General features: G+C 29.0%; 24 protein-coding genes and 1 other annotated feature. Of the genes, 17 read left to right on the top strand and 7 right to left on the bottom strand.

What is annotated here, in order from left to right:
• The 3 genes from ACTNBA_RS14535 to ltaE all read right to left on the bottom strand — a co-directional run bounded on the left by ACTNBA_RS14535 (position 1) and on the right by ltaE (position 2,517).
• On the bottom strand, positions 1-135 hold the full coding sequence (locus ACTNBA_RS14535; protein ID WP_341349072.1) for an OadG-related small transporter subunit: 135 nt from the start codon (positions 133-135) through the stop codon (positions 1-3).
• A complete protein-coding gene (locus ACTNBA_RS14530) occupies positions 135-1,265 on the bottom strand; it encodes a sodium ion-translocating decarboxylase subunit beta (RefSeq protein ID WP_441074939.1) in 1,131 nt (376 codons plus the stop codon). The genes ACTNBA_RS14535 and ACTNBA_RS14530 overlap by 1 nt, the downstream gene beginning before the upstream one ends.
• Before the next feature lie 223 nt (positions 1,266-1,488).
• Positions 1,489-2,517 (bottom strand): low-specificity L-threonine aldolase, encoded by a 1,029-nt coding sequence (ltaE, locus tag ACTNBA_RS14525; RefSeq protein ID WP_441074937.1) that lies wholly within the window; start codon positions 2,515-2,517, stop codon positions 1,489-1,491.
• A 196-nt stretch (positions 2,518-2,713) separates the two neighbouring features.
• Between ltaE and ACTNBA_RS14520 the strand changes: the two genes are divergently transcribed.
• From ACTNBA_RS14520 to ACTNBA_RS14510, 3 genes are all read left to right on the top strand, one after another.
• Positions 2,714-3,115 (top strand): hypothetical protein, encoded by a 402-nt coding sequence (locus tag ACTNBA_RS14520; RefSeq protein ID WP_441074936.1) that lies wholly within the window; start codon positions 2,714-2,716, stop codon positions 3,113-3,115.
• Between the two features lie 63 nt (positions 3,116-3,178).
• A complete protein-coding gene (locus tag ACTNBA_RS14515) occupies positions 3,179-4,138 on the top strand; it encodes a ribonuclease Z (RefSeq protein WP_441074935.1) in 960 nt (319 codons plus the stop codon).
• Positions 4,139-4,285: 147 nt separating this feature from the next.
• The gene (locus tag ACTNBA_RS14510; protein WP_441074934.1) at positions 4,286-5,389 is read left to right on the top strand and encodes a hypothetical protein; all 1,104 of its coding nucleotides are present in this window, start codon (positions 4,286-4,288) and stop codon (positions 5,387-5,389) included.
• Between the two features lie 147 nt (positions 5,390-5,536).
• On the opposite strand, the gene ACTNBA_RS14505 is transcribed toward ACTNBA_RS14510, so the two are convergent.
• Positions 5,537-6,883, bottom strand: a complete 1,347-nt coding sequence (locus ACTNBA_RS14505) for a Na+/H+ antiporter NhaC family protein (protein WP_441074932.1) — start codon at positions 6,881-6,883, stop codon at positions 5,537-5,539.
• Positions 6,884-7,096: 213 nt separating this feature from the next.
• Between ACTNBA_RS14505 and ACTNBA_RS14500 the strand changes: the two genes are divergently transcribed.
• The 10 genes from ACTNBA_RS14500 to ACTNBA_RS14455 all read left to right on the top strand — a co-directional run bounded on the left by ACTNBA_RS14500 (position 7,097) and on the right by ACTNBA_RS14455 (position 18,898).
• On the top strand, positions 7,097-8,257 hold the full coding sequence (locus ACTNBA_RS14500; RefSeq protein WP_441074930.1) for a GerMN domain-containing protein: 1,161 nt from the start codon (positions 7,097-7,099) through the stop codon (positions 8,255-8,257).
• A gap of 331 nt (positions 8,258-8,588) precedes the next feature.
• Positions 8,589-10,025, top strand: coding sequence for a Na+/H+ antiporter NhaC (nhaC, locus tag ACTNBA_RS14495; protein ID WP_035135290.1), 1,437 nt, complete (start codon positions 8,589-8,591; stop codon positions 10,023-10,025).
• Positions 10,026-10,041: 16 nt separating this feature from the next.
• The gene (locus ACTNBA_RS14490) at positions 10,042-11,250 is read left to right on the top strand and encodes a M20 family metallopeptidase (protein ID WP_441074928.1); all 1,209 of its coding nucleotides are present in this window, start codon (positions 10,042-10,044) and stop codon (positions 11,248-11,250) included.
• 143 nt (positions 11,251-11,393) lie between these two features.
• Positions 11,394-12,947: an amidohydrolase gene (locus ACTNBA_RS14485; RefSeq protein WP_441074927.1), complete on the top strand. Its 1,554-nt coding sequence runs from the start codon at positions 11,394-11,396 to the stop codon at positions 12,945-12,947.
• A gap of 17 nt (positions 12,948-12,964) precedes the next feature.
• Positions 12,965-14,173 carry an AfsR/SARP family transcriptional regulator gene (locus ACTNBA_RS14480; protein ID WP_441074926.1) on the top strand — a complete coding sequence of 403 codons (1,209 nt, stop codon included), beginning with the start codon at positions 12,965-12,967 and terminating at the stop codon, positions 14,171-14,173.
• 144 nt (positions 14,174-14,317) lie between these two features.
• Positions 14,318-14,552, top strand: a binding site (T-box leader).
• A gap of 174 nt (positions 14,553-14,726) precedes the next feature.
• Entirely contained in the window at positions 14,727-16,016 is a 1,290-nt protein-coding gene (locus ACTNBA_RS14475) for a dicarboxylate/amino acid:cation symporter (RefSeq protein ID WP_441074924.1), read from the top strand.
• A gap of 273 nt (positions 16,017-16,289) precedes the next feature.
• Positions 16,290-16,727, top strand: a complete 438-nt coding sequence (locus ACTNBA_RS14470; protein WP_150845762.1) for a LytTR family DNA-binding domain-containing protein — start codon at positions 16,290-16,292, stop codon at positions 16,725-16,727.
• Between the two features lie 12 nt (positions 16,728-16,739).
• Positions 16,740-17,186, top strand: coding sequence for a hypothetical protein (locus ACTNBA_RS14465; protein ID WP_441074923.1), 447 nt, complete (start codon positions 16,740-16,742; stop codon positions 17,184-17,186).
• Positions 17,187-17,196: 10 nt separating this feature from the next.
• Positions 17,197-18,084: an ABC transporter ATP-binding protein gene (locus ACTNBA_RS14460; protein ID WP_441074921.1), complete on the top strand. Its 888-nt coding sequence runs from the start codon at positions 17,197-17,199 to the stop codon at positions 18,082-18,084.
• 1 nt (position 18,085) lies between these two features.
• Entirely contained in the window at positions 18,086-18,898 is an 813-nt protein-coding gene (locus ACTNBA_RS14455) for a DUF2705 family protein (protein ID WP_150845765.1), read from the top strand.
• A gap of 226 nt (positions 18,899-19,124) precedes the next feature.
• Here the strand turns inward: ACTNBA_RS14455 and ACTNBA_RS14450 are convergent, their stop codons facing one another.
• From ACTNBA_RS14450 to ACTNBA_RS14440, 3 genes are read right to left on the bottom strand one after another with little or no spacing between them, the layout of a single operon-like run.
• Positions 19,125-20,285 carry an ABC transporter permease gene (locus ACTNBA_RS14450; RefSeq protein ID WP_441074920.1) on the bottom strand — a complete coding sequence of 387 codons (1,161 nt, stop codon included), beginning with the start codon at positions 20,283-20,285 and terminating at the stop codon, positions 19,125-19,127.
• The gene (locus ACTNBA_RS14445; protein WP_441074919.1) at positions 20,272-21,387 is read right to left on the bottom strand and encodes an ABC transporter permease; all 1,116 of its coding nucleotides are present in this window, start codon (positions 21,385-21,387) and stop codon (positions 20,272-20,274) included. The genes ACTNBA_RS14450 and ACTNBA_RS14445 overlap by 14 nt, the downstream gene beginning before the upstream one ends.
• A gap of 14 nt (positions 21,388-21,401) precedes the next feature.
• On the bottom strand, positions 21,402-22,334 hold the full coding sequence (locus tag ACTNBA_RS14440) for an ABC transporter ATP-binding protein (RefSeq protein ID WP_441074917.1): 933 nt from the start codon (positions 22,332-22,334) through the stop codon (positions 21,402-21,404).
• Positions 22,335-22,487: 153 nt separating this feature from the next.
• On the opposite strand from ACTNBA_RS14440, the gene ACTNBA_RS14435 reads away from it, so the two are divergent.
• The 4 genes from ACTNBA_RS14435 to ACTNBA_RS14420 all read left to right on the top strand — a co-directional run bounded on the left by ACTNBA_RS14435 (position 22,488) and on the right by ACTNBA_RS14420 (position 25,661).
• On the top strand, positions 22,488-23,576 hold the full coding sequence (locus ACTNBA_RS14435; RefSeq protein ID WP_441074915.1) for a sensor histidine kinase: 1,089 nt from the start codon (positions 22,488-22,490) through the stop codon (positions 23,574-23,576).
• A complete protein-coding gene (locus ACTNBA_RS14430) occupies positions 23,554-24,180 on the top strand; it encodes a response regulator (protein WP_441074913.1) in 627 nt (208 codons plus the stop codon). The genes ACTNBA_RS14435 and ACTNBA_RS14430 overlap by 23 nt, the downstream gene beginning before the upstream one ends.
• A 125-nt stretch (positions 24,181-24,305) precedes the next feature.
• The gene (locus tag ACTNBA_RS14425) at positions 24,306-24,905 is read left to right on the top strand and encodes a hypothetical protein (protein WP_441074911.1); all 600 of its coding nucleotides are present in this window, start codon (positions 24,306-24,308) and stop codon (positions 24,903-24,905) included.
• Between the two features lie 276 nt (positions 24,906-25,181).
• On the top strand, positions 25,182-25,661 hold the full coding sequence (locus ACTNBA_RS14420) for a hypothetical protein (RefSeq protein ID WP_441074909.1): 480 nt from the start codon (positions 25,182-25,184) through the stop codon (positions 25,659-25,661).
• Positions 25,662-25,732: the final 71 nt, after the last annotated feature.

The raw sequence follows: 25,732 nt of genomic DNA, 5'->3' as shown, positions 1-25,732 counted from the left end.
TTATTCTTCACCTTTAAATATGGAGCCTAATCCTTTAATAGCTAAAAATATTATAAGCATTACTACAAAGATTCCGCCCATACCTTTACCCATTACAATTAAACTTTCCATGAATGCCTCTATATTTATATTCATTACATGCCACCTCCGATTAAGAAGAGAACTAATCCACCAGCTATAACAGATCCTATTTGTCCAGATACGTTAGCTGCAACTGCATGCATTAATAAGAAGTTTTGCGGATCTTCTTTTTGACCCATTTTTTGGATTACTCTAGCGGACATAGGAAATGCTGATATTCCAGCTGCTCCAACCATTGGATTAATTTTATCCTTTGCAAATAGATTTATAAATTTAGCAAATAAAACTCCACCAATAGTGTCAAATATGAAGGCAATTAGACCAAGACCTATAATCATAAAGGTTTGAGAGGTTACAAAGAATTCAGCTTTCATCTTAGAAGCTATAGTAATTCCTAAAAGTAAGGTTACTAAGTTAGCTAATTCATTTTGTGCAGTGCTGGATAACCTTTCTAAAACACCACATTCTCTAATTAGGTTACCAAACATTAAGAAACCTATTAAAGCTACAGAGGTTGGTGCAATAAGACCAGCAATAACAGTAACTATTATTGGAAATAATATCTTTGTAGTTTTAGAAACAGATTTAGGATTGTACTTCATTTTTATCTGTCTCTCTTTTTTAGTAGTTACTAGCTTGATAGCAGCTGGTTGAATAATTGGTACTAAAGACATATAAGAATAGGCGGCCACGGTTATGGGTCCTATGTAGTTGCTTTTAAAATAGTTTGCAACAAAGATAGAAGTAGGTCCATCAGCAGCTCCTATAATTCCGATGGAAGCTGCATCTTTTAATGAAAATCCTATTAGTGCCGCTAAAGAAATGGTAAAGAATATACCAAACTGAGCTGCAGCGCCAAATAAAAGCATTTTCGGATTTGTAAGCAATGGACCAAAGTCGATCATAGCTCCAATACCTATGAATAAAATAAGTGGAAATAGCTCATTAGCTATACCCATATTAAATAAATTGTCTATTATTCCGATTTCTTCATGACCATTAATAAGTTGAGTTACAGCTCCAGAGAGTGGTAAGTTTACAAGAATAGCACCAAACCCCATTGGTAGTAAAAGTGCCGGTTCAAAACCTTTTTTAATAGCAAGCCATATTAGCCCTGCACCTATACCCCACATTATTAGTTGTTGCCAGGTGACGGACATTATGCCCTTCAGTAGAAATTCCATGATTAATCCTCCCATATAAGTTAAATATTTTGCCATTGTAGTTAGTGAGTGTAATTATAATAAAATAGTATTCCCCAATATATTTATTACAACAACATAATTTTACTACAACGTATACATAATTTCTATAATTGTATTTATATAACATAAAAATAACCTAGGTTATAGTTAAAAGTGAATAGAATAAGCACTTAACCTACAACCTTAGGTTAAAATATAATCATTAAGTAGTTAAGTAATCTTTTAGTGTTTTTATAATAAAATCTATGTTTTCATAACTAATCCAGTAGTGAGTAACAAATCTCATTAATCCATCTTCTATATCACAAACCTTTATGCCTCTTTCTAAAAGGTATTGAACTAAGTCTTGAGAATTTATAGAAGTAGGTAGTTCAAAGAATACCATATTTATGTGTAGGTTATCTTCCATTACTTTAAATCCAGGAAGTTTTACTAGTTCTTTAGATAAGTATACAGCTTTCTCATGATCTACTTTTAGGTTTTCTCTCATATCTTTTAATGCCACAAGCCCAGCAGCAGTTATTACACCACACTGTCTTAAACCACCACCCATTAGTTTTCTATATTTTCTAGCTCTATCAATAAATTCTTTGCTACCTGCTAAAATAGATCCTACAGGAGAGCAAAGTCCTTTTGATAAGCAGAACATTACTGTATCTACATTTTTAGTGATTTCCTTTACATCAACATCAAGATAAGCAGCTGCATTAAATAATCTTGCACCATCTAGATGAATAGGTAAATTATATTTATTAGCAACTTTTCGTATTTCAGCCATATTTTCTAGAGAAATAACTCTTCCATTTGAATGAGAATTTTCAAGACATATTAAGGCTGTATCAGGATAATGGATATCTTCTTCCTTTCTTATGGTTGCTTCTATTTCACTAGGTGAAAGTTCACCCTTATTGCTATTTAAGGTTCTAAGTTGAACTCCAGCAATAATTGATGCTGCTCCAACTTCATGACAAACTATATGACAGTCATTTCCTAGAATAACCTCATTCCCTTGTCTACAGTGAGTAAGTAATGAAAGTTGGTTCCCAAAGGTTCCACTAGGAACAAATAGTGCAGCTTCTTTGCCTACAAGTTCTGCAGCATATTTTTCAAGTTCTACAGTAGTCTCATCATCTCCATATACATCATCACCTACAGTAGCTTCATACATAGCCTTTCTCATAGCTTCCGTTGGTTCTGTTACGGTGTCACTTCTTAAATCGATAAATTTCATACATATCCCCCCTACGTCATAATTAAATTGTACTATGAGAGGGATTAAAAGTCTAGAATATCTCATGGTATTTCAGATAAGAGAGAATTATAGAAAAATTTTCAAATTATATAATTATTTTCATATAACATATATAATATTAGTATGAATTATAAATTTTTGATACAGAGTTATATTAAAAAGGGGTTGAATTTAAATGAAATCTGCTACAAAGGATCGATTACAATTATTGCTTATAGGTATCTGTTTTTTATTAATGTTATTAGGGGTTAGATATATAATTGGGAGCAATATTGAGGCAATATCTTATATAGGTATGGTGAAGATTGTAAGAGAAAATGATGAAGAATCTATAACCATATATAAGAAGTATAATAATGCTTATGGATACAAAATAAAAGAACAAGATAAGTTTTTATTAAAGTATGAAAGTGGATATAATAAAAGTAATTTAGAAACATTAATGCTAACAGAGGAACAGTACAATGAATTAGTAGAAGGAGAATACTATTGGTTTAAAGTAAAGAATTATGATCCAGAGAAAGATAATAGTGGTGTTGTTAAAAAAATTTATACTAGTAATCCTAGGGCGAAATAAGTTAAAGGCTTTTGAAAATGTTGTTAACTAGATTTTAAATTATGGGTATAACGGAGGAAAACAATGATAGATGTATGTTTATTAGGCTGTGGAGGCTCTATGCCAATGCCGGAAAGAAATCTTTCGGCCACTTTAATTAATTATAAAGGGAGAAAGATACTTATAGATTGTGGTGAAGGGACTCAGGTTTCTATGAAGATGGTGGCATGGGGGTTTAAGTCCATTGATATTATATGTATTACCCATACCCATGGAGATCATATCATAGGACTTCCAGGGCTTCTTTCAACTATAGGTAATAGTGGTAGAACTGAGCCTTTAACTATAATTGGTCCTGAGGGAATTACTAGGGTTGTAAATGGTCTAAGGGTTGTTGCAGAATATTTACCCTATGAGGTAAATATTATAGAAGACCCTTCAAAGGTAGAGCTTAATGTATCAAAGGATGGGATACATGTGGCAGAGAATAATGAGCATAGAAAAATTCATAGTAGTGAAATAATATTAAATGCTATAGATGTAGAACATTCATCACCTTGCAAGGGATATAGTTTTTATTTTAAAAGGGAAAGAAAGTTTAATGTAGAAAAGGCTATGGCAAATAACATTTCTAAAAGTCTATGGAGTAAGCTACAAAGGCAGGAAGAAGTAACTTTTGAAGGGAAAACATATACTGGAGATATGGTATTAGGAGATGAGAGAAGAGGAGTTAAGATTAGTTTAATAACTGATAGCAGACCAATGGATTCAATGGTAGAATTCATTGCAGAAAGTGATTTGTTTATCTGTGAAGGTACCTATGGTAAGGATGAGGATATAGACAAGGCTATCAAAAATAAGCATATGATTTTTAGAGAATCTGCCACTCTAGCTAAGGAAGGGAGAGTTAAAGAGCTTATATTAACTCATTTTAGTCCTATTATGGGAGAACCAGCACAGTTTATAGATAATGCTAAAGAGATATTTGATAATAGTGTCATAGGAGAAGATAGGATGGTTAGGACATTAACTTATATGGACTAAAAAGAATTATCCATTAAATTTATAGCATTATAACTCTATATATTGTAAAATGTAGAGTATACTGTTATATTGCGTAAAGATAAACTGTAAATATGAGTAAGTTAAAATTGATGTAAATGTAGTTTTAATTATTGCTGGAGGTCTAAAATGGATAATATTATTAATAATGATAAAATTAAAGATAAACCTAAAAATTATAAAAAGGAGTACTTAATAGGGATATGTATTTTAATAGGATTTATATTTCTTCAATTATTTGTTTCAGGATTTCATGATATTTATGATGATTCACCAGTGTTCTGGATTATACTTATGATATGTGGTATTGGGTTTCATAGGAAGAATTGGAAGGAATATATGATATTGATTTTTCCAATATTAAATTATTTTATATTTAGATTTTTTTATATTTATATTCCTAACTATATTATAATTTTTATAGTATTATCAGTTTTAACTATTTTTTATGCAGTTAAAGAGAATTCCGATAAAAAGAAAATAAAGATTGCTTTAGTTATAGTTCTAGGTATATTGTTATTTTCCACAAACTACTATGTTTATTCTAATCGAATAATAAAGGATGGAAATTTAGAGGCAGAAATAAAACGTTCACAGGAAATAAAAAAGCCTGCCTTTCTTTCTTTAAAACAAGGTGAATTAGATGAAATAGAAAGTATTTGGATTAGTACTGTTAGCAAGGTAAAGAGCTTAAATGGTATTGAGCATATGAATTACCTTAATACACTTTTTATAGATGATGAAGGTTTTATTATGGATTATAGGCCTCTTTTGCAATGCAAAAATCTAAAACGAATGTCTATCTGGTATGGATATCTAAATAAATTAGGAGAGCTTGATACTTTTGGAAAATTAGAAGACTTAGAAATTGTTTTTCCTAAGAAAGGTTCTTTAGAAGAGATGCCATATTTTCCAAATGTAAAAAAACTTGATATTCAGACTAAGAAGCCTACTAGCCTTTTAGGTTTGAAAAATTTCCCAGAAGTTGAGAAGTTTTCACTATCTGTTACAGGGATTCCCAATTTGGAGGGTATAGAAAACCTTACTAATTTAAAAGAAATTACACTACATGATAAAGTTATTGAGAATTATGATAAATTGCTTAGTATACCTACATTGAAGAAAATATCATTATATTCACCACTTAATGTTAATGAAGAGCTTATAAAAACAGCCAAAGCTAAAGGCATAGAAATTGAGATTATGGAAGAATCTAAGATAATATCTGAATAAATTTAAATGATATGTAAGATGAATTTATGAATAATAAATACTAATAATAATTATAATAAATACCTATGGACTAAAACACTGTTGTGTGCCTAGTCCATAGGTATTGTTTTGTTAAAAAAAACTATGTTATATAAGTTTTTTATTAAGTTATTTTTCAATATTATATGTCATAAAATTAAATTCTTTATGACTTTTTAAATATGTAGACATTAGGCTTATTAGTGGTAATAAAATCAAATAAAAAGAGAATAAAATAGCTCTTGCATCTACACCTAAAGTGGTTAAAGGTACTAATACAGCTACATTCCAAGGTATTAATGGAGCTATTACAATAGCTGAATTTTCTAGATCAAGTGCCAAATGTTCTTTATCATAACCTAGTCTAATATAGGTATCATTCATAGTCATTTTTGTAAGCATTACTGCCAATACTTGAGTACAGCCAACCATGGAACTAATGATACTAGTTATTATAGTAGTGAGAAATAAAGTATAAGGTCTTTTTATTTTATTTAAATATTCTTCTATAAAATCTAGCATATTAGCCCCTTGAAATATTCCGGTAAGTGCTGAAGAGAGAAATACTATAAAGGCTAACTTTATCATTGATATTATACCTCCACCCTTTATGATGCTGTAAAGAGGGTTATCAATAGGTAATTGGAAACCAAAGATGGCAGTTTTAATAATTTCACTACAGGTAGCATGTTGAAAAATGAATGATATAATAGCAGCTACAGTCATACTGACAAACATAGAAATTTTCACTTCAATTTTAAAGAATGATAGTACAATTATAATTAATGCAGGAAGCAATGCTATTATATTTATATTAAAAGTTTCAGTTAGCTGAGATAATATATCTGAGTTACTATAATTTACAGGCATGAATAAGGATAAAATTAAATATAAACCTAGAGATATAATTAAGGGCATTAAAGAAGTTGTAGTCATTCTCTTAATATTATCGTAGAGATTGGTATTTGTAATCGATGCAACTAGATTTGCACTGGAAGACATAGGTGATGCTCTATCTCCAAGATATGCACCAGAAAGAATTGCTCCAGCTATTATAAGGGTATTACCACCACCAGCTCTAGCCATTACTATCAAAGAAATACCTACAGTACCAATGGTACCAAAGGAAGTTCCAAGGAGCATGGATATAAAAGCTGACAAAATAAATGCGCTTACAGCAAAGAAGCTTGGATGAATAAGATTAATTCCATAATAAACAATTGAAGGAACTGTACCAGAAATCATCCAAAGAGAAACGATTGCTCCTATTAGAATAAATATCTTTAATACCCCTAAGGATTCTTTACCTCCTTCAATTAAATATCTAAATCCATCCCTAATAGAGACACCTCTTTTTATTGCTATAATAAAGAATATACATAGTACAATGAATAAAGATATAACAGTATCTATATTTCTAATTACTCCTGTTATAAATATAATTGTAGAAATGATTAGCCCTAAAATTACGTCCATAATAATCCCCCATATAAATAAATTTCACTTATATATTATCTTTAATATTATGAATTTACAATATAAAAAGAGATAAATTTATAGTCTACTGATTTTTAAAATATAGTAAATTTAGAAGCTGGGATTCTATGGAATAAATTTATTTTTATTTCATGGGATTATTTGGATATATTTACGTATATTATATAGAGAATATTTTAGGAAGTGATTGTTGTGAGAAGAAAAGTGATTCTTGTAATAATTTTTACAGTAGCAGTTTTTCTTACTGGTTGTGGTAATAAAAATAGTGAAGAAAATAAGAATATTAATGCTGATATTAATATAAATACTAATAATGTTGTAACTAACAACACTGATAATACCTTAAAAGAAGAAAAAAATACAGATTCTAAAGAAACTACTAAAGAGAATAGCACTACTAAACTAGAGGAAAGTAATAATAACCATAAGTCAAGTTATAGTATAGATGACTATTTTAAATTTAAGGAAAATGTAAAATACAATTATGCTGGTACAAATTCAGAGTATGCAGAATATGTTACCTACGTTGATTATATAAATGGCAATAAGGTTCAACTAAGAAGTAATAATGGAGGAACAGAAACGGTCACAGTTTTACAAAATAATAATGGAGAAATTGCAAAAATATTTCAAAGAAATGAGTGTTATTATAGAGAAAATTTCACCAACAAACCATATAACGTAAGTGAAGTATTACTAAAGGAACCACTAGTGGTAGGTACTACATGGAAATTATCAGATGGAAGTAAAAGATATATTTCAAAGTTAGATGTAAAGATTTCAATAGGCAGTGGAGATTGTAGTGCTCTTGAAGTTACCACAGAAAATACAAATGGCCAAATTGATTTACAGTATTACGCTGTTAACAAGGGGTTAATCAAATCTATTTATGATATTAAAACTATGAAAGTTACTTCAACTTTAAAAAGTATAGAAGAGAATATGAGATTAAATCAAAGTATAAGATGTTATTATCCAGATGAAAATTATAAAATTCATTATGAAGATAAGAATCTTACTTTTTCCACTAATGATATAACTAAAATTGCTATTCAAAAATTATTTAAGAACTTTCCAGGAAATAACAAGGGCCAATTGTTAGGGAAAAATGTAACTATAAATAGTTTATATTTAAATGATGATGGTATGGTATATATAGATTTTAGCAGTAATTTTGTAAAAGAAATGAATGCAGGCTCAGGATTTGAAAGTGCTATCTTAGAGAGCATTGTAAATACTATAGGAAAATACTACGGAGTTAATAAAGTTTATATCACTATAGATAATAAGCCTTATAGTTCAGGTCATATAGTAAAAGCTAAGGGTGAATATTTTAAAGTAACATGTGAATAAGTTAGGAAAAATTTTTATAAAAAATGTGTTGAATATTAAAATGATATAAAAGCTATTTAAAAAGTAGTATATTAGATAAACAATTTCATTAAAAGATTACTCAATGGTATCTTTTAGGTGGAATTGTTTATTTTATGTAAAATATAATAACAACAGAAAAACCAACAATAGACACATAAATACAATAATTTATTATAAAAAGAAAATGAATTTAATAAATTAAGAAAATTTATTTGTTTCTAAAACATTATATAAAACAGTAGAATAAACATAGAAAAGTTAAGATGATATTAAGATAATTATTATATAAATTAAGGGGGATATAAAGACAATGAAAACGAATAACATTTCTCAGGAAAAACGACCTAGCTTTGGAGCAGCAATATTTATAATTCTTTTCTTATGTGTTGCAATGGCTTTACAAATTTTTGTTTTTAAACAAAACTATGCTACTCATATTACACTTATCATAGTAACAGCTGTTGCTGCAGTAGTAGCATTAATATCTGGGTTTACATGGAAAGATATTGAAGATGGGATTGTATATGGATGTAATATTGCATTAGTACCAATGCTTATACTTATGCTTGTAGGAGTTCTTATTGCTACATGGATTGCAGCCGGAACTATACCAACTCTTATATATTATGGGTTAAAAATAATATCTCCATCATTCTTTCTAGTTACATCAGCATTAGTTTGTTCTATAGCTTCAGTTTCAACAGGAAGCAGTTACACTACAGGAGCTACCTTTGGAGTTGCATTCATGGGAATAGGAATGGGACTAGGAATTCCAGCACCATTAACAGCAGGTGCAGTAATTTCAGGAGCTATTTTTGGTGATAAAATGTCTCCATTGTCAGATTCTACAAATCTGGCAGCTGGTGTGGCAGAAGCTAACCTTTTTGATCATATTAAATCTATGTGTTATACTACAGGACCGGCTTTTATAATATCATTAGTGCTTTATGCATTTATAGGATTTCAATTTAAAGCGGATGCTATAGATGCTTCACAAATTAATATTATACTTAACGGATTGAAAGATAACTTTACATTAAATCCATTAATGTTAATTCCACCAATTATAGTTGTTATTTTAGCAGTAAAAAAAGTTTCTGGACTTGCAGTAATGGTTATAGCATCTATTGTGGGATTAATATTTGCTGTGATATTTCAGGGGTTTGGAATTGGAGAAATGCTTGGATTTATGAATGATGGATTCATATCTAGCACGGGAATTGCAGAGATCGATGCACTTCTAAGCCGAGGAGGACTTCAAAGCATGATGTGGACAATATCACTAGGATTTATTGGAATAAGTTTTGGTGGACTACTAGAAAAAACTAAAGTTTTAGGTGTTTTATTAGAAAAGATGTCAGGGCTAGTTAGTAAACAGGGAGGATTAATCACTACACATGTTATTTCATCTATTGCAGTTAATTTATTCTCTGCAAGTCAATATATAGCATTAATAATTCCAGGAAGAATGCTTGTACCTGCTTATAAAAAACTTAAAATTCTTCCTCAAGTTTGTTCAAGAACTTGTGAAGATTCTGCAACGGTTACTTCACCATTGGTTCCATGGGGATTATGCGGGGTATATTTTTCAGGAGTTTTAGGGGTCTCTACCATTGAATATATACCTTATGTATTTTTAGCATTACTTTGTCCTTTAATTACAATTATATATGCATATACTGATAAATTTGTATTTAAAGAAGGCGACATAAAATCTTCAAGTACTTATGAAAATAAATCTGTATAGTTAGGGGTATATACTTATGAAAAGAACAGCAATTGATTATATAAATAAAGAAAGTGTTACGTGTCTTTTAAAAACACTTGTTAATATTCCGAGTCCTTACTTTCATGAAAAGGAAATTATGGATACTGTTTATACCTGGCTAGAAGAGCATAACCTAAGCCCACAATTTCATCACTACAATGAAAAGAAAATTACTCAATTTCAAGGACTAAATGTTATAGGTGCTATTAAGGGGAAAAAACATGGACCTAAAGTTTATTTCAATGGACATATAGATACTGTAAATCAGTGTAATGGATGGGATACAGATCCATTTAAAGCTGTAATTAAAGAGGGAAAGCTTTATGGATTAGGAGCTTTAGACATGAAATCCGGAGTAGTAGCTATAATGCTTGCCCTTGAAGCTTTCAAGTCACTTCATAATGACTTTAGTGGAGAAATTGTTTATTCAATTGTTTCTGATGAAGAAGGACCATATGGATTAGGTACAGATGCAGTTATAAGGGATGGTATTACAGATAATGTTGATGTGGCAATAGTAACAGAACCTAGTAGTGGATTTTGTAAGAAACCTTTTCCATGTGTTTGTTTAGGGGCAAGAGGTGGATTCAATTATATTGTAACTTTAAAGGGAAAATCATCGCATGCAGCAAATCCTGAAAGAGGAATAAATGCATTAGTCGATTCTGCAAAATTAATGATAGAGCTTGAAAAGTCATCTCTTATTGAAGATGAAAAGTTAGGTAAGGGTTCAATATGTATTTTAGGATGCAATAGCAAAAATGAAGCTTGTAGTGTACCAGATGAAGCATCTTTTACAGTATTTAGACATGTAGTTAATGGCGAGGATGAAGATTATGTTAAGAAAGAATTATTTAATGCTGTAGGAAGATCTGGTATTAGTTCTAAGGTTGAATATTCATTAAGAGAACATCCCAATGAAGAGACTAAGGGGTTTCTTCCATATACTATTGATGAAAATAACTCATATGTTGAAAAATTCATAGAAAGCGTAGAGGAAGCTTCTAAGAAGAAGTGCACTATTGACTATTTTAAAAGTATAGGAGATTTTAATTATGTAGGTTCAAGATTAAAGGTTCCAACTATAATATTTGGTCCTGATGGAGGTAACTATCATACAAGTAATGAATATGTGATAATAGATACTGTAACAGAAACAGCTTTGTCTATTTACAATTATTTATGTAACCTTCTATGTAATTAGAATTCTGTAGATTGTTAAAAGATTTTAAGGAGAGGTAACGTTAAAAGTTTTATTAAAACATTTTAGCGGCCTCTTTTAAATATGTATTAATAAAATTATAAGTGTTATAATGGGGTATATAATGAAAATTCGAGGTTGTTAATATGGCTGACTTAATTTTATATAATGGGAATATAATAACTTTTTCAGAGATGCAATGCTTTCAGTGGATTGCAATTAAAAATAAAATGATAACACAAATGGGATTTGAAGAAGATTACTTACATATAGCAGATAATAACACAGAGCTAATAGATTTAAAAGGAATGACTGTGCTTCCAGGATTTTATGATAGCCATGTTCATCTTGTTCAAACGGGATTGAATTCTATCAGTGTTGATTTAAGCAATGCTACAAGTTTTGATGAAATTTTTAAGCTTATTAAGAAATGTTGTGATACTGCACCAAAGGATACCTTAGTTAGAGCAACAGGTCTAGATGAAACTAAACTTAAAGAGAAGAGACTTCCAACAAGATATGAAATTGATAAAGTTTCTCCAGATCATCCAGTTTGGATAAATAGAAAAGAGTATCATACTAGTATTTTAAATTCCTTAGCATTACACAAATTTACTATACCTTTAAATCTTAAAGGTGTAGTAAAGAATGAAGCTAATATTCCAACTGGTGTCCTTACCCATACTGCGAATGCATTAGTTAGAAAGCAGATATTGGAAAGTATTAGTAATAAAGCGCGATTTTCTGCAGTAAATAATACTTTAAAAAGTGCTATTGCGAAAGGTGTAACTACAATTAATGCTATGGAGGGGGGATATACTTTCCATGATAAGGATGCAGAGTTTATTTTTGATACAAAGGATGATTATCCAATAGATATCATATTATTTTATCAAACTATTAATGTGGATAAGGTGATGGAGAAAAAATTAAATAGGATTGGTGGAAGTATTTTTTTAGATGGATCTTTTGGTTCAAGAACAGCAGCGTTATGTGAACCATATGAGGATGATGTTACCAAATCAGGTATACTATATTATACCCAAGAAGAATTAAATGCATTTGTATTGAAATGCTATGAAAATAATATTCAGTTAGGTACTCATGCTATAGGTGAATTAGCTATTGAGCAAATAATTTCTGCCCATGAATTTGCAAATAGTATATATCCAAATAGAAATCTTCGTCATAGAATAGAGCATTTTGAACTTCCATCTAATGAACATATTAACCGTGCAAAAAAGTTAGGATTGATTGCATCTGTTCAACCTACCTATGAATATTTTTGGGGGGGAAAAGGGAAGATGTATGAGAAGCGATTGGGAAAAGAACGAACTAGAAAGACCAATCCATATAGAACTATGATTCGTGGTAATCTTATAGTTTGTGGAGGTTCTGATAGTGATGTAACTCCAATTGATCCATTATTAGGTATTTATTCTGCAGTAAATCATCCTAATGAAAATGAGAGAATAACTGTGTTAGAAGCTATAAAGATTTTTACTATTAATAGTGCCTATGCAGTATTTGAAGAGGATAAAAAGGGATCTATAGAAGTAGGAAAGTATGCTGATTTAGTTATATTAGATAAAAATCCCCTTAGTATAGATACCAAGGAAATTAACGATATAGATGTTGTGGCAACTATTAAAGAAGGTAATATACTATATGAATGCGGACTTAGACCGGATACTTATTAGTTAGTAGGTGATAAATATTGAGTAGAGTTCATATATATCTTTTAGGTGAAGTAGATATCAAAGTAGATGGTGTAAGTGTAACCGATAAGCTTAGCAACAAGGCAATAGGATTGCTTTCCTTTTTATGCACTAATAAAGGTAAAAAATTTACTAGAGATAGGCTTTGTACATTTTTCTGGAATAATACAACTATTGAAAATGCTAGATATAATCTAAGATATAGTCTTTGGGTATTACGTAAAATATTTAATCGAGGGGATTGTGATTTATTTATTAGTTCAAAGGATAGTTGTATGATAAATCCAGAATTTGATTATTATATAGATGTTCTACATATTAATTATATAATGGAAAATTGTACACGTGAAGAAAATCCTATATTATCTTTAGAAAAATGTAAGGATATTTATAATGGTGAATTTCTTCAAGGTTTTTATTTGAAGAATTGTCCTGATTTTAATGATTGGATTTTCTTTGAGAGAGAAAAATATCAGGAGTGTTATAGCACATTGTTATTTAAATTATCTAAGCTATATTCAGAAAATAGTATGTATAATGATTCTATTATAGTATTAAATGAAGTACTAAAACTTAATCCCTATAGAGAAGATATTTATTTGGAATTAATGAATTTACATATACAAACTAATGATATACAAGCTGCTTTAAAGGAGTATAAGAAATGCGAGTATATTTTAAGAGAAGAGTTAAACATACGTCCTAGTGAAGAAGTTATAAACTATTACAAAAACATCATTTGTAATAGTGAAAATACAAAAACAAATTTTTATAGGGTAGATAAAATTAAGGTGAATAATGTTAAAAAAACTAGTATAATTGTACAGTGTTATCCTATAAATAAGATTAAATATTTTGGTATAGCATGTATAGTGGAAAAAATTATGCAGAGGTATTCAATTGAGCAGTTAATGGATTTAGATGAGTTTATTCTAAAGGATCTGTTAAGAATACAGCCAAAAGTTTTGTTAATAAATAAAAATCTAAGAATTGAAGATAATTTAAACCATTATAACGAAGAGAATAGAATTTATTTTTCTTTCGAAAGTTTACTTTTATATATTGAGAAAGTTTATCCTATAGAAATTCATATTAAAAATGTTAGTAATATTGATTATGTATCGCACAATATACTTAAATTATTTAGTTTAAAAAACCCAGAATGTAAAATAAAAATCTTAGTAGATGGTAATAAAATTATATTATAGATAGAATCAAAATAAGACTTTAACAAGAAGAATAAAATGAGTATTATCAGATATATTTAAATCTATAGGAAAAAATTTCATGAATAAAAGGTGTTGACTATTAAATTAAAATAGGATACTATAATAACAGTTAAATATGAATTTACAAATGCAACGAAAAGGGAAAGTAATTAGTATAAGTTATTACAGAGAGGGTTAATTTGCTGAGATAACCTATAATAAGTATTAGTGAAGTGCCCCTTGGAGCAGAAAAGCCGAAGCAAGTAGGTTTTTATGGGAACTCCCATTACAGAGTTAGGGTATGTAGTACCTAAAATGAGATAGATATTTTTATATCTAATAAGAGTGGAACCGCGGAAGTATACCTTCTGCCTCTGTATATTACAGGGGCAGAAGGTTTTTTGTTCTATAAGTTTATGGGTAAAATTAGTAGCTTATAGAATTTTGCTGGCCAGCAAAGAACAAATAAAATAAGGAAGCTCTACTAAAATGCTTATAAGTAAATTCAAAATTACTAAATAAAATAAAATAAAAAATAAAAGGAGATTTTAAAATGAATATAAATTTAATATTAGCAGTAATACTATCATTACTAGCAGTGTTTACCATATATGCAGTTGAAGAAAAGACTAATAAATTTACTTATACTACATTAACAGCACTTGCTTTAGGAGTTATTTTAGGAGCGATATTTAAAGAAAACATTTTGTTTTTAGATATAGTTGGAAAAGGCTATATGTCCTTAATTAAAATGATAGTTGTACCTTTAGTTATGGTTTCACTAATTACAAGTATAGTTAGACTAAAGAATTTAGATACATTAAAGTCTATAGGAATTAAAACACTAGGAATTTTATTAGGAACTACAGGTATAGCAGCAGCTATAGGAATTGTCGTAGCTAAGGTATTTAACTTAGGACAAGGATTAACTTTTCCGGGAGCAGAAGACTTTGTAGCTAGGGAAATACCTACATTTACTCAAGTGCTAGTGGACATGCTACCATCAAATCCAATAGCAGCTATAGTAGATAATAGAATAATTCCCATAGTTATATTCTCACTATTTGTAGCTATAGCTTTAGTTACAGAAGATAATATAAATCCAACTAAAGCAAAACCTTTTAAAGATTTTGTGTTATCAGCTCATACTATAGTATCAAGAATAACTCAAATAGTATTAAAATTTATACCTTATGGAGTTTTTGCTTTAATTGCAAAGGCTGTAGCAAGCAATGGATTAGAAACTATTAAATCCTTAATATGGGTTATTGCGGCAGTTTATATAGCAGCTATACTTCAGTTTATAGTGGTTTATACTCCACTTATCGCTTTTGTAGCGAAGAAAAATCCTTTAAAATTCTTCAAGGGAATCTTCCCAGCTCAAACAATGGCTTTTACAAGTCAAAGTAGCTATGGAACACTACCAGTAACTATAAAATCTTTAGTTGAAGGAGCTGGAGTTTCTGAAAATATAGCTAGCTTTGTAGCACCTCTTGGATCGACTATAGGAATGAATGGTTGTGGAGGATTATATCCAGCTATAGTAGCTATATTTGTTGCTAATGTATTTAATGTGGATATGACAATTTACTCATATGCTTTAATAGTCTTAACTACTATAGTATCTTCAATAGGTATTGCAGGAGTTCCAGGTTCAGCAACTATGTCTACAACAGTAGTATTAGCAACATTAGGATTACCTATAGAAGGTATGGCAATGATAATTGCCGTTGATTCTATAATTGATATGATGAGAACAGCAACTAATGTTACAGGCTCTGCAGTGGCAGCTTTAGTAGTAGATGAAACAGAAAAGAGAAAAGTTGCCAAAAAGAACAAATAGTAAACGAATATATCATTATAATATTTAAACACATTTTAACAGTGAGTTAAACTAAATTCTGAAAACAAATAATAATAAATTCAAAATAACTTCATCCTAAAGATAATTAGCTTTAGGATGAAGTTTTTTATATGCAACTTAGCATAGGATTTATGCAGCTTAGAAGGATATGATTGTCTTAATAAATTTTAAAGAATATACTTAAATTATAGATTATAGATAATTTGAATTTTTTAACTGGTTAAAGAATTTGAATAGAAAGGAAGGCGTTAAATGAAGATTATAATAAATGAAGTTGAAGATATTGAAGATGTAGAAATAGTAATTAACTGCAAAACAATAGATGAAAATGTGACAAGAATTATATCTAAACTTAAAGCCTTAGAAGAAAAAATAACAGGGAATAAGGATGGAAAGATATTTATTCTAGATACAAATGAGATATTTTACTTTGAGTCAGTTGATAAGAAAACCTTTATTTATATGGATAAGGAGGTTTTCCAGACACATTTAAGACTCTATGAATTAGAAGAAAGACTTAAAAATACAGATTTTTTTAGAGCTTCTAAATCTACTATTATAAATCTGCGAAAGGTAAAAAATATAGTCCCTATGTTTGGAGGACGAATAGAGATACTTCTAGATAATGATGAAAAATTAGTAGTTTCAAGACAGTATGTACCTATCTTAAAAAATAAATTAGATTTATAGGAGGAGTATTGTATGAAAGAATTTTTTAAGAACACATTAGAAATAAAGATAATAACATGTATGTTCTTTACATCTCAGGTTGTTATTTATACTCTTATTGCTCCTTTTTTAGGAGAAAAAAGTATTCATTTAAGTTTAATATGGCAGATGATATTTATATCTATAATTTTAACTATTCTCCAATATGTTATATATGCATCTAATATATTTATGAAGGTAAAGACTTGGATTAAGATAAGTATTCATTATTTGTTGCTTGTTTTTATAGGTTATATATTAGCTATAATCTTTAATTGGTTTGACTTAAGTAGCGGTAATAATTTTACTATTGCATTAAGTATATTTACTGTATGTTTTATTTCCTTTACTGGGTCTATTGCATTATACAATAAGGTTTCAGGAGAAAGATTTAATGAAAAATTGAAACTGTATAAAGGTTCAAAATTTGATGATAAATAGGGGGATAGTAATGAATATAATTGAAACTAACAAATTAACAAAGAGTTATGGAAAAAATCGAGGAATAGTAGATGTGAACTTGCAGGTTAAAGAAGGAGAAATTTTTGGATTTGTAGGTCCAAATGGAGCAGGAAAATCTACTACTATTAGAACTCTTTTAAATTTTAATTTTCCGACTTCAGGGTATGGAACAATTCTTGGAAAGGATATAGTTAAAGAAAGTAGTGAAATAAAAAAGTATATTGGGTATGTACCTAGTGAAGTAAAGTTTTATGATGAATCAAAGGTTAAAGATATTATAAGATATGCTGAGAGTTTTTACGAAAATACTAATAAGGAAGATACTGATGAACTATGTAAAGAACTAGAGCTAGAGTTAGAGAAAAAAATGAGTGAATTGAGTCTTGGAAACAAGAAAAAGGTAGCTATAGTACAAGCACTTATTCATAATCCTAAGCTTTTAATTCTTGATGAACCTACTAATGGACTAGATCCACTTATACAAAAAAAACTTTTCAATATACTAGAAAAACAGAGAGCTAAGGGAACTACAATATTCTTATCTTCTCATAATTTAGTTGAAGTTGAAAATTTATGTGATAGAGTTGCAGTAATAAAAGATGGAAAGATTATTGATGTTATTGAAATAGATAAGCTTGCCAGAAAAACGGGAGTAAAAATTACCTTAAAAGCTGAGGGTATAGATAATAAGAAGGTTGAAGAGTTTAAGGGAGAGATTATAGAAAATAATAAAGGTGAAATAACTTTTAGTTTTATAGGAGATATTGATAAATTAATTAAAGAAATTGCTAAGTTTAATGTGGAGAAGTTGCTTATAGGTGAGCATACTTTAGAGGATACATTTATGGATTATTATAAGAGGGAAGGGGAGAATTAGGATGAATATATTCAAGTTTGAGTTTAGAAGACTATTAAAATCTGCCATTATTTGGTCTGTGGTATGTGTAGGACTAGTAATAATGTTTATGGCATTATTCCCTAGCATGAAGGATAGTGGAATGCAAGAAATTGTTGCTACAAAATTAGATGCTTTGCCACCAGCACTATTAGAGGCTTTTAATCTTGAAGATGCTGTAGATTTTGGAAACATTTCAGATTATTTAGCCTATGCAATTCAATATATATCTATGGCAGCTGGAATATATGGAATAATTCTTGGAATATCTGCTTTAGTAAAAGAAGAAAGTGAAGGTACCATTGAGTTTTTATATTCTAAGCCAATTACAAGAAATAAAATAGTAACTTCAAAATTAGTTTCCTCTGCAATTATATTTTATCTATTTATTGTTATAGTTGGAGTTGTAACTATGGGAATTTCTATGGCTGTAAAGCCAGAAGATGTAGACACTATGACACTATTAATGGATATAAAAACTTTATTTATAGGAATGGCTTTTCTCGGATATATATTTATGGCCATAGGATTTTTATTATCGGTTATAATAAAATCTAGCAAACAAGGGACATCCATTGCACTAGGAGTATTCTTTACAACTTATATATTTGGAATTATAGGGAAGATGAAAGATGAACTAGAAGGATTTTTATATTTATCACCCTTTGATTATGTAGTTCCAGCTAAGCTGCTCAAGGATGGGTTTGAAGTGAAATATGTACTTTTAGGATTAGGAATAATTGCTATATCTATTGTAACTACTTATGCTATTTATAATAAAAAGGATTTAGCCTAAACAGAGTTCTTAGCTTCTTCGAAGCTTTACTAACAGAATTCTTAGTATCAATTTATTTGATACTTAGAATTCGTTGTCCTTTAGGGGAAATCGTTATCCAGGGACGTAGCAGATCTTCGCACCCACTTTGAAGAAAGATGGGAGTATTAGAGCTGGTAGTCATCGGATAAACTTATATAAATAAATACCTAGCACTTTAATTAAAGAGCTAGGTATTTATTTTCATTTAATATTTAGTTCTTCTTTGTTTCATGATAACTAAACCTACTCCTAAGAAAGCTACTGAAAAAGCTAACATTATTAACATTTCAAATAGGAGTGGAGTGAGAGTATCCATATTAAATGTTGATAGGGCATTAAGTTTATCATTTACATTTATAAACCAATATACTGGATTAAATATAGCAGTACTTTTTACTGTTTCGCTGAGAAGCTGCTGAGGAACAAAGGCTCCTCCTAAGAAGCAACAACCTAAAGACACAAGGTTAGAAATTGGGCCTATGGAATTTTTAGTAGATATATTGCTAATTAAAAAGCTAAGGCATAAACACGTTATTGTAAATATTAGAGAATTTATACCATGTAACACTCCACTAAAAGAAAACATGTCTTTAGGATACATTACTATTGCTAGTGCCATGAATATAGTCCAAGTAGATAATGCTAAAACCATATCTCCTAAAAATATCTGCATGTTGAAGTTATAGGAATTAATAGGTGAGCATAAATTTCTCCTTTTTAAGTCTGGAGAATTGAAAATATTTGATACTATAGATATTCCAAGTATTAACATACATAGCATAGGATAAGCTAAATAGTTAAAGTAATAGGTAACGCTACTTTTAGTATCTTCTTTATTATCCTTTGCTAAAGTAACTTCTGTATCTATAGATAAATCTTTATTTACTAGATCACTTATTTTTTCAAAGTTTAAGTTCTTAGTATTATCAATGTAAACTTTGGTTGTATTAAGATAATTATTTATCATTGATTTTATAAAAATACTACTGGAAGAGTTAGGTATACTTTGAGTTTCTAAAGTATAGGAATTATCTTGAAGAAAGCTATCTTCAAATCCTTTTGGGATGGTGATTACAATTTCTGCTTCTCTAAAAAATAATGCATCTCTTATTCCTTCATCGGTAGTTTTAATTTTTACCAATTTAGAATTTTCTTCAATGTAGGCTTCTAAATTATTTGAAAGAGGAGAATTATCATTATTTAAAACTGCGACTTTACATTTTTCAGTTTCAAAAGAGGTTGAATCTGTAGAATTCCCAACATTACTAAAAATAATTGTCATAAATATAAATATAGCCATATAAAGCAGTAAAGAGGAAAGGGCACTTTTTTTTACTATTCTAAAATACTGTTTAAATACTTGCATACTTTTGCCTCCTTAAAACTAGATAAGTAACTATTGAGAATATAACTCCATACAAGGATAGAAGACCTAGATTAAGAAAATATCTATCATAGGTACTATAATAGTATAATGAATAAAATCCGTCAGTAATTAAGTTAACAGGATTTATATAGGATAAGATAGGAAATTTATCTTGAATGAAGTATTTAATCTGAACTGCCATCATTCCAGACAAAAAAGAGCAGACCATTGTAAATGCCAGTAAAATTCCTTCCTTTACGCTAGCTTTTTTATTAATTAAAGAACTTACCATGGCACCCAAAGTTATTCCATTAAAACAGCCTACAAAGCAAAGTAAAATTACATAACCTATGGAGTTACCAAAGTCTATTTTTAATATTTGAGAAATATAAAGTATAACTATTAGGACTGTTGAAAAATAAAATAATAAAGTAGCACTTATTGCAGCTAAAAAGGTTTTTATTTTATTCACAGGAGCTATATTAATTCTTGCTGCTCTTTGAGATTGATTTCCTTGGATGTTTATAACATCAGTACAACCAGGGGTTGAACCTAGAATGCAAGTCATAGCTAAAAGGGTATAAAAATAAATTACAACAACGTTTGTAGAACTATTCAATTCTTTATCTTTAGTGTAGTTATTATAAAGAGCAATATTATTCATAAAATCTTCATTCATAATACTTGGGTTTATGGATACTAAATTTGATATAGTGGAATACTTTTGACTATAACTATCTACAAAGGTTTTTATTATGGACTCGTTAATACCAGACTTTGCAACAGTTATTTCAATATTACTTACAAAGGTTATATATCCTGAAATTTTACCTTTAGAAAGCAATTCTTTCGCACTATTCTCATCAGTACTTTCTATATTAAATAAATCACTTTCCTTCATAGCTGTAGAAAAGCTTTCAGGTATATTACTATTACTTACAAGAGCAATATTAACTTTCTCAAACTCTTCACCGGTGAGTATATTTGAAAAGGCTAAATTGAAAATGGTAGCTAATGCAATTGGAAATAATAAGGTCCAAAAGACACTTAATTTATCTCTAAAACGACATTTAAGTTGATACTTAAAAATATGCCAAAACATTCTATATTCCTCCTTTAATCTCTAAGTTCTTTACCTGTAATTTCCAAGAATACATCATTTAAGGTAGGTTGCTCTGAGTAAATTTTCCCATAACTTATTTTATTATCTCCAATATAACTAACAATGTCCCCAAGAGAACTATGTCCACTTTTTGTTCTAATATTTAGTAAATTATTCTTATAGCCTACTGATATAACATTAGGGAGAGCATTTATATTTTTTATATGATTTTCATTTAAATCAAAGGCCTCAATAGTTATTTTCTCACCTAAATCAATAATTGACTTTAGTTCTTCCTTTGTGCCCTTAGCAATGACTTTACCCTTGTCCATAATAGCGATTGAAGTACAAAGCTGTTCAATTTCTTCCATGTAGTGCGAGGTATATATAATTGTGGCTCCTTCAGCATTTAATTTTTTTATTCCCTCTAAAATGTGATTTCTACTTTGAGGGTCAACAGCTACCGTTGGCTCGTCTAAAATGATTAGTTTTGGATTATGAGCTATACCACAAGCAATGTTTAATCTTCTAAGAAGTCCTCCACTTAACTTTTTAGGAATAAATTTTTTGTAATCTGAAAGACCAACAAAATCAATAGCTCTCTCCACAAGTACTTTTCGTTCCTTCTTATTGGTTACATATAATCCACAGAAATAATCAATGTTTTCATACACTGTTAATTCATCAAAGACGGCTACATTCTGCATGACGATTCCAATATCTTTTTTTACTTTATAAGTTGTTGGAGTCATTTCCTCTCCTAGGATTTCAATAGTCCCTTTATCATATTTAAGTAGAGATAGCATACAGTTTATAGTAGTAGTTTTACCAGAACCATTTGGACCTAAAAGACCAAATATTTCACCTTTTTTAATATCCAAATTTAAGTGATCTAAAGCAATTAGTTCACCATATCTTTTTACTAGGTTTTCTATTTTTACAATCATAGTTAATACTCCTTACTTTATTTAGTTTATACTTATAGTTTATTAGAGAATCTCTTTGTAGGTAAGTGCTATTTGTCATTAATATTACATTACATTTGTCACATTAAGAAATTTGTATATGTTATTATAGATATATAAAGTGAGGGAGTATAGATGAATAATATATTAAATAAAATTATTTTGCTTATAGGTTCGGCATTATTACTTATAGAAAATTATAGTATAGAAAAATCAATATTACCAATCTTGGTAACAGTTGCAATAACTTGTTTTCTAGAATATTTTAGCAAGGATAAATTAAATGTAATAGTATTAATAGTATATAGTATCCTTTGCATTGTATATCCTGAATTTCTCATGGGTATTCCTATAATATTTTATGATACTATTTTTTCAAAGTATAAATATATATTCATCTTAACTTTAATTCCGTATCTTATGAATATACATAAATATTCACATATTATTAGTATAATGATTCTTGGACTTCTTATTACTTCAGCAATCTTGAAGTTTAATACTGTGAAATATGAAAAATTGCATGATAAATTTATAAAACAAAGAGATGATTTAACTGAGATATCTATAGTATTGGAAGAGAAGGTAAAGGAATTACAATATAAACAAGATTTTGAAGTTAATTTTGCAACATTAAAGGAGAGAAATCGTATTTCAAGAGAAATTCATGATAATGTAGGACACCTTTTAACTAGCTCTATATTGCAAATTGGTGCTATTATGGTAGTTACTAAAGAGGAGCAAACAAAAAGACTTTTAGAGGACATTAAATCTACCTTGGACCAAGGTATGGATTCTATTAGAAGTAGTATTCATAATTTACATGAAGATTCTATTGACTTATATGTACAACTTTCAAAGCTTATAAATGAATTTAAGTTTTGTAAGGCTACTTTAAATTATGAGTTTTCTTCTAATCCTGATGTTAAGGTTAAATATGCTATTATTGCTATTGTAAAAGAGGCACTATCTAATATAATAAAACATTCAAATGCTACTACAGTAACTGTAAGTTTGTATGAACATCCAAAATTATATCAAGTTATTATTTTAGATGATGGAAGTAAAAAGAAGGCAAGTATGGATGGTGGAATGGGATTACAAAGCATTGAAAAGAGGGTAAATAGTTTAAATGGTATTGTAAATTTTGATAGTTCAAAAGGGTTTAAAATATTTATTTCTATTATGAAGGAGGGGTACTATGAGAATAATTATTATAGATGATGATAAGCTTATAGCAGCATCATTAAAGACAATCATAGAGACATCAAGTGATATAAAAGTTATATCCCTTGGATATAGTGGTGAAGAAGCTATAGAGCTGTATAATAAGTATACTCCAGATATATTACTTATGGATATTCGTATGGGGGGAATGTCAGGGCTAGAGGCTGCACAGAAAATTTTAAAATCTCATAATGAGGGGAGAATATTATTTTTAACCACTTTTGAGGATGAGGAATATATTATAACTGCATTAAAAGTTGGTGCTAAGGGATATATTTTAAAACAACATTTTGAAAGCATAGTACCTGCTTTAAAGGCAGTAGAACTTGGACAAAGTGTTTTTGGACAAGAAATTATATCTAAAATTCCTACCATGTTAAATAGTACTGAAAATAAAAAAGATATATCAAAGTATGATTTAATTGATAGAGACATTGAAATAATCACTTTAGTTTCTAAAGGACTTTCCAATAAAGAAATATCAGCAAAATTATTTTTGAGTGAAGGTACAATAAGAAACTATATAAGTAGTATTTTAGAAAAATTAAATCTTAGAGATAGAACACAACTTGCGATATTTTATTTTAACAATATAAAGTAAAGAATTTTTGTATTTAACTTTTGTATGTTGGAGAAAGAAAAGAAATAATAGGAAAACCAATATAAGAATAATAACTGTGTATATGCTTATACTATAATCATAAAAATGTGCACAGGAGGTTTATTATGAAAAAAATAGCGCTTTTAATTGCAACAATAGCATTAACCACAGGACTTGTAGGATGTACTAATAATGACACTGCAGGTAATAAAGGAAATACGGGTAGTGAAGTTGCTCAAAATCAAACTGAAAATGGTACAGCAAATAGTGAAAATACAACCTTAGATGGTAATGGAACTAATGATAGTGGAGTTTTAGGCATTAATGACAAGAATAGTAATGACAATACACTCTTCGGTATTGATTTAACCAACAATAATTATTCTAATGGTATATATCGTGGTTCATATATAGATGAGGATGAATTAACAGTTGAATTTACTTTAGCTAATAATCAAATTAAGGATATTAAATTTATAGCATTATCTAATAATGATGATAATTATTTAGAAGATAGTAATTTCAAGAATGTGAAAAATCATTACGAAGCTTTGATAAACTATTTAAAGGATAAAGATATAAGACAAAGCCTTAATGATTTATATAACCCTTCTTCTATAGTTAAGGATATGGATCAAAAAGTTGAAGTAGGTAAGGTAACATCAGCTATACATGATGCTTTAAATAGAGGTGTATATTCTACTACTAATGGTACTAATAAATAATATAATAGATTTGCAATAAAAATGGACTGTCTCAAAAAGAATCACTAAACTTTACATTAAGGTTTAGCTTATTTTGAGATAGTTTTTTAGTTTAATGATATTAAAGTGCTATTCATAAAAAGATAGAGTAACATAGAAATGTTATATACATATAATATATTAGCAGAATAAAATCAAGGATAAAAAATTATTCGAAAAGTACAGATGATATTAAATATATAAACAAAGGAAGTACTGTAATTAAAACAAAATATATTAGTGTATGAGGTGTAATATATGAATACAATTGAAAATGAATTAAAATATGTGACAAATGAAAATTCTGATTCCATAGAACTAGAGACAAATCTAATTCAAGAACAGAGTAAAGAGCCAGGACCACAAGGCACACCTCCTAAATATGGGACAGATCAAATGTTAAATCCTTGCGAATGCCCACAAGATTTTGGACAAGTAAAAATAATAGATGCTGAAACTAAATGCAGAATAGTTAAATTTTCTATTAAAGTTAAGAATCTTTGTAGAGGCAAAGAATATTTAGTTGCTGTAGTATTATATAAGTGGGTTTGGGTTTGGCCTCATAAATGGGTTAGAGTACCTATGGCAGAAGATTGCAAAATTGCCAAATTTACTGGATGCGACAATTGTGGAGAAGATATAGTTTATTTTAAATTAGCTATTAAAGAACCTTTATGCTCTGGACAATATATAGGCTTTGATGTTACTGGAAACTATATAAATTCTTGTAAATTATAGTTTTGAAATATTATTAGGTAACTTTATTAAAATAATAGGAGCTAAGATTGTCATCCTAGTACCTAACTTAT

It is taken from the genome of Clostridium sulfidigenes (assembly GCF_052067195.1).
In the GTDB taxonomy this organism is placed as follows: domain Bacteria; phylum Bacillota; class Clostridia; order Clostridiales; family Clostridiaceae; genus Clostridium_J; species Clostridium_J sulfidigenes.
Note: the sequence above shows the minus strand (reverse complement) of the source record. Positions and strands in the feature narration are given on the sequence as shown.

Excerpts from the sequence above, each read along its gene's own strand:
- ACTNBA_RS14535 (WP_341349072.1), bottom strand. The coding sequence starts at position 135 with ATGAATATAAATATAGAGGCATTCATGGAAAGTTTAATTGTAATGGGT.
- ACTNBA_RS14530 (WP_441074939.1), bottom strand. The coding sequence starts at position 1,265 with ATGGAATTTCTACTGAAGGGCATAATGTCCGTCACCTGGCAACAACTA.
- ltaE (WP_441074937.1), bottom strand. The coding sequence starts at position 2,517 with ATGAAATTTATCGATTTAAGAAGTGACACCGTAACAGAACCAACGGAA.
- ACTNBA_RS14520 (WP_441074936.1), top strand. The coding sequence starts at position 2,714 with ATGAAATCTGCTACAAAGGATCGATTACAATTATTGCTTATAGGTATC.
- ACTNBA_RS14515 (WP_441074935.1), top strand. The coding sequence starts at position 3,179 with ATGATAGATGTATGTTTATTAGGCTGTGGAGGCTCTATGCCAATGCCG.
- ACTNBA_RS14510 (WP_441074934.1), top strand. The coding sequence starts at position 4,286 with ATGGATAATATTATTAATAATGATAAAATTAAAGATAAACCTAAAAAT.
- ACTNBA_RS14505 (WP_441074932.1), bottom strand. The coding sequence starts at position 6,883 with ATGGACGTAATTTTAGGGCTAATCATTTCTACAATTATATTTATAACA.
- nhaC (WP_035135290.1), top strand. The coding sequence starts at position 8,589 with ATGAAAACGAATAACATTTCTCAGGAAAAACGACCTAGCTTTGGAGCA.
- ACTNBA_RS14490 (WP_441074928.1), top strand. The coding sequence starts at position 10,042 with ATGAAAAGAACAGCAATTGATTATATAAATAAAGAAAGTGTTACGTGT.
- ACTNBA_RS14485 (WP_441074927.1), top strand. The coding sequence starts at position 11,394 with ATGGCTGACTTAATTTTATATAATGGGAATATAATAACTTTTTCAGAG.
- ACTNBA_RS14475 (WP_441074924.1), top strand. The coding sequence starts at position 14,727 with ATGAATATAAATTTAATATTAGCAGTAATACTATCATTACTAGCAGTG.
- ACTNBA_RS14470 (WP_150845762.1), top strand. The coding sequence starts at position 16,290 with ATGAAGATTATAATAAATGAAGTTGAAGATATTGAAGATGTAGAAATA.
- ACTNBA_RS14465 (WP_441074923.1), top strand. The coding sequence starts at position 16,740 with ATGAAAGAATTTTTTAAGAACACATTAGAAATAAAGATAATAACATGT.
- ACTNBA_RS14460 (WP_441074921.1), top strand. The coding sequence starts at position 17,197 with ATGAATATAATTGAAACTAACAAATTAACAAAGAGTTATGGAAAAAAT.
- ACTNBA_RS14455 (WP_150845765.1), top strand. The coding sequence starts at position 18,086 with ATGAATATATTCAAGTTTGAGTTTAGAAGACTATTAAAATCTGCCATT.
- ACTNBA_RS14450 (WP_441074920.1), bottom strand. The coding sequence starts at position 20,285 with ATGCAAGTATTTAAACAGTATTTTAGAATAGTAAAAAAAAGTGCCCTT.
- ACTNBA_RS14445 (WP_441074919.1), bottom strand. The coding sequence starts at position 21,387 with ATGTTTTGGCATATTTTTAAGTATCAACTTAAATGTCGTTTTAGAGAT.
- ACTNBA_RS14440 (WP_441074917.1), bottom strand. The coding sequence starts at position 22,334 with ATGATTGTAAAAATAGAAAACCTAGTAAAAAGATATGGTGAACTAATT.
- ACTNBA_RS14435 (WP_441074915.1), top strand. The coding sequence starts at position 22,488 with ATGAATAATATATTAAATAAAATTATTTTGCTTATAGGTTCGGCATTA.
- ACTNBA_RS14430 (WP_441074913.1), top strand. The coding sequence starts at position 23,554 with ATGAGAATAATTATTATAGATGATGATAAGCTTATAGCAGCATCATTA.
- ACTNBA_RS14425 (WP_441074911.1), top strand. The coding sequence starts at position 24,306 with ATGAAAAAAATAGCGCTTTTAATTGCAACAATAGCATTAACCACAGGA.
- ACTNBA_RS14420 (WP_441074909.1), top strand. The coding sequence starts at position 25,182 with ATGAATACAATTGAAAATGAATTAAAATATGTGACAAATGAAAATTCT.